The following is a 4,408-nucleotide window of genomic DNA, read 5'->3' on the forward strand; positions in this document are numbered from 1 at the left end:
TATATAAAATAAGTGTTGATTTTATGTTTCGAAATGTTTGACTATTGCTCTGTAAATTGAGCAAAAGGGAATCATTATGCTTTGGAAAAATACCAGGGAGCAGTTCGGGCGCATGACTATTGCTATCCACTGGTTAGTGGCATTTACGGTGTATGCATTGTTTGCCCTGGGTTTATGGATGGTAACTCTGGGCTACTACGATGGCTGGTATCACCAGGCACCTGAAATACATAAAAGCATCGGATGCATATTGTTTGCGGTGATGTTATTTCGGGTGATTTGGCGCTTTATTTCGCCGCCACCTAAACCCTTATCGAGTTATAGCCGCTTAACTCGGGTAAGCGCGATATTGGCGCATTTGATTTTATATATTGTCCTATTTTGTATCATGTTCAGCGGTTATTTGATCTCAACAGCAGATGGGCAACCAATCAATGTATTTGGTTGGTTCAATGTCCCTGCAACACTGACCAATCTACCTGACCAGGCAGATACTGCCGGAACTGTACATCTCTATTTGGCTTGGGCAGTCGTCGTGCTTTCACTCTTGCATGGACTGGCCGCGATTAAGCACCACTTTATTGATGGTGATGTAACCCTTAAGCGGATGCTGGGACGTAGCACCGATTAACCAACTGTATTATGGAGAATTAAATATGTTTAATAAGACCCTGTTGGGCCTGGCTGTAGGTGCACTGATGTTTACCGCAGGCAGTGCCGTAGCCGCCGAATATAAAATCGATAAAGAAGGGCAGCATGCCTTTATCGAATTCAGGATTAAACATTTAGGATATAGCTGGTTATACGGCAGTTTTAATGATTTTGACGGTTCTTTCACTTTTGATGAGAAAAATCCGGCCGCTGATAAAGTTAATGTGGTGATCAATACCAATAGTGTTGATACCAACCATGCAGAGCGTGACAAACATCTGCGTAGTAAAGATTTCCTGAATGTCGGTAAATTCCCACAGGCAACGTTTGAGTCGACCGACGTTAAGAAAAATGCAGAAGGTTATTCGGTCGTGGGTAACCTGACATTAAATGGTGTCACTAAACCGGTGACATTGGAAAGCAAGTTGACTGGCCAAGGTAGTGATCCTTGGGGCGGTTATCGTGCTGGTTTTGAAGCCAATGGCACTATCAAGCTGAAAGACTTTAATATCACCACTGATTTAGGCCCGGCATCACAGGAAGTCGAACTGATTTTGTCAGTCGAAGGTGTTCGCGCCAAATAGTCAGAGCGATACCAATACCGTCGTTGTTTGACCTAAAGGAGCCTTGTGCTCCTTTTCTTTGGGTGCTACTCCGCACTGACTTCTGGCGTTAAATGCTAAACTAATTAATCAGATATCTTTCCAATGACTATACTTAAAAAAAACGAGCCGTAGCGTGCAAGCATCATTAAAAGATTGATCTGACTCACTAGTCGTATTTAATTGTTTGTGGGGTATATATGGCCAATGTTCCCAAAAAAACGCGCACTATCAAGCCTCCTTCCTATTTAGATGCCATTATCCCGATGTTGTCGTTGGTGTTACTCGTCGGCGCATCTGTCGCTCTGTTTGGCCTCAATGCCGTCAATGGACCATTACAGGTCGCGCTTATTCTTTGCACCATGATTACCGCTGTAATCATTATGAAGAATGGTCATGTATGGGAGGATATTGCCCAATCCACGCGTAAGGGAATATCAACAGTGGTTGGCGCGATATTTATCTTACTTGCTGTTGGTGCATTAATTGGGACCTGGAACATGTCGGGGACGATACCGACTTTAGTTTATTACGGCATTATTCTGATTACACCAAATTGGTTTTTCCCCATTACCTTTCTTGTTTGTGTCGGGGTTTCTCTAAGTATTGGCAGCTCCTGGACAACGGCGGGAACCATTGGGGTAGGCTTGGTTGGGTTATCCAATATGATTGGTGTCTCACCAGAGATAACCGCAGGTGCCGTGATTTCTGGTGCCTATGTGGGTGACAAAATCTCGCCATTATCCGAAAGTACTGTGTTGGCCGCACAGTTGAATGGTGTTGAATTGTATCGCCATATACAGGCACAACTTTGGACCACAATTCCTGCCGCATTGGTTGCTTTGGTGGCATTCATCATATTGGGTATCAATCAACAAGCCAGCTTTGATGCCACAATTACGCACGCCGAATTAGCCCGATTTGATGAGTTATTCAACATTACGCCTTGGAATTTACTGCCACTGGTATTCTTGCTTGGATTATCTGTCGGTAAAGTCCCGGCACCGTTGGCCATTATTAGCGCGGCGTTATTGGCTGGTGTGATGGCAGCATTTATTCAGCCGCAGGCCATTGCGCGTTTTATTGCTGAACCTGATACCGCGTTACCCATTGCTGCGGTGAAGGGCGTTTGGCTGGCGATGGCTAATGGTTTTCAGGAGAACTCCGGTATTCCACAGATGGATGCATTGTTGTCGCGTGGGGGAATGGACAGCATGCTGCTGACTATCTGGTTGATTATCGGTGCAGTGACGTTCGGTATTATGGTGGATGACTTTGGCCTGCTTAATAAACTGGTAACCCCTATTTTGTTGCGGGCTAAAACCGTTGGGCAACTTTTTGCTTCAGCGGTTGCTACGGCCATTGGGCTTAATATCGTCGCGGGTGATCAATATATTGCTTTATTGCTGCCAACACGGTTATTCCACGGTGAATTTGCCAAACGCGGGTTAGCACCTGAAAATCTCTCACGCCTGGTGGGGGATGCCGGTATCGTCACCTCTCCGTTGATTCCCTGGAATTCTTGCGGTGCTTATATGGCGGCGGTATTGGGTGTATCCACCATGGGCTATCTGCCATTTGCGGTATTTAATATTGCCGCACCGATAGTCACGCTAATACTGGGTATCACCGGCTATAAGGTCCGCCGTATTGTGGTTGAGAGAGCATCATCGGTGCCACCAATAGCCAGTGATCGCCGGGAGGATGGGCTATAAACACCAGTTGGCCCTTGCTATGCCCAATATACGCCCAGTGAACTGGGCGCTTTATTGATGGTTGAGCGTTGATTGGCTTAAATATGGCCCGTCACTGATTGAATCCCTGATAATCAGTTCAGACTGAAATATATTTTCAGTTGATAAATATCCTCCGTCCAGCATTGAAATTAGCCGATTAATGACGTCATTTATCATACCGCTGACCGGGTCTTTAATACTGGATAACGATGGACTTAGAAAAGGTGCTATGGGGATATTGTCGAAGCCAATAAGAGAGACCGCTTCAGGTACTCTGATCCCTGCCTGATTTAATCTTTTCATGGCACCAATTGCCATATCATCATTGCTGGCGATAATCGCACTAAATGGTTGTTGGCTGGTTAATAACGATTCTACCGCAGTTGCACCACTGAGCGGGGTCCATTTCCCTTGAATAATAAGGTTATCGCGCAGCGGAAGAGAAAATGCATTTAATGCTTCTTTATATCCAGAAAGGCGCTCAATCGCTGTCGGTGAATCCAGTGAGCCGGTGATAAATGCAATATCCTGATGGCCCCGCTCAATGAGATATTTTGTCGCATTATAACTGGACCCTTTATGATCGCAGAAAGTACAGTGGCTGTGGTTTTTTCTTAATTTTCTGTTGACCACCATAATGGGCTGCTTATATTTATCAATAATAAGATCCATATCATCCACAGTTAAAAATCGGGGATAAATTATTATTGCGTCGCAACGTAAGTCGAGCAGGAATTGGATTGCTTCTTGTTCCTCTTCCGCACTGTGTTTCCCGTCAACCAGCACCAGCTGACGGCCATTATTCTCTAATTTTTTGGCCGCTTGAGACAGTATCTCATTAAAGTAGTTACCATTATAAAGAGTATTGGTCACCACCAAACCAATACATTGTGATTTATTGGTCGCCAGATTTCTTGCCAGCAAGTTTGGCCGATATCCGCTCTCTTCAATCGCTTTATATACCTGCGCTTTAGTCACTTCACTGACATAGCCTTTGCCTGACAGAACACGCGAAACAGTGGCTTTCGAGACACCTGCTTTTTTTGCCACTTCTAGCATTGTAGACATAGGTCTTTCCTACCCGTTGAAAATTATTGTCATTCTATACCTTTCGCCCTCGAAACTGCACGGCTGTTAGCAATATTCACTTACCCTATGGGCGGGCAGACATGCTGTTCCAATTGGGTTCTGGACCATGCGCTATAGACTGGCGGCTGAATGGCAATACTCCGTTCTTTAGGCCCACAGCTATTGTCGTGCACAATAACACGCCTAATCAATGCTGATCGTTATCACAAAATAAGAATTTAATTGCTTCATCTATTGAATTGCAGTCAGTAATTTAAGATTCTCGTGTGGAACCGGTTACCTAGTTGCCTGATAATAACTAAAAGCAAGGGTGTATCGGCAGGTAATATT

4 protein-coding genes are annotated in these 4,408 nt (G+C 44.7%); 3 read left to right on the forward strand and 1 reads right to left on the reverse strand.

The features are described from left to right. Positions 1-76: 76 nt before the first annotated feature. The 3 genes from V1952_RS20250 (at position 77) to V1952_RS20260 (ending at position 2,968) form a co-directional block, all read left to right on the forward strand. Complete coding sequence (locus V1952_RS20250; RefSeq protein ID WP_372559535.1) at positions 77-631, forward strand: cytochrome b; 555 nt, start codon at positions 77-79, stop codon at positions 629-631. 25 nt (positions 632-656) lie between these two features. Beyond that, positions 657-1,235 (forward strand): YceI family protein, encoded by a 579-nt coding sequence (locus tag V1952_RS20255; RefSeq protein ID WP_083158188.1) that lies wholly within the window; start codon positions 657-659, stop codon positions 1,233-1,235. Positions 1,236-1,453: 218 nt separating this feature from the next. Further along, positions 1,454-2,968: a Na+/H+ antiporter NhaC family protein gene (locus V1952_RS20260; RefSeq protein WP_083158189.1), complete on the forward strand. Its 1,515-nt coding sequence runs from the start codon at positions 1,454-1,456 to the stop codon at positions 2,966-2,968. Positions 2,969-3,019: 51 nt separating this feature from the next. Here the strand turns inward: V1952_RS20260 and V1952_RS20265 are convergent, their stop codons facing one another. Continuing rightward, the gene (locus tag V1952_RS20265; RefSeq protein WP_420075413.1) at positions 3,020-4,057 is read right to left on the reverse strand and encodes a LacI family DNA-binding transcriptional regulator; all 1,038 of its coding nucleotides are present in this window, start codon (positions 4,055-4,057) and stop codon (positions 3,020-3,022) included. Positions 4,058-4,408 lie beyond the last annotated feature (351 nt).

The sequence above is a fragment of the Yersinia sp. 2542 StPb PI genome, assembly GCF_048593855.1.
Classification (GTDB): Bacteria; Pseudomonadota; Gammaproteobacteria; order Enterobacterales; family Enterobacteriaceae; genus Yersinia; species Yersinia enterocolitica_E.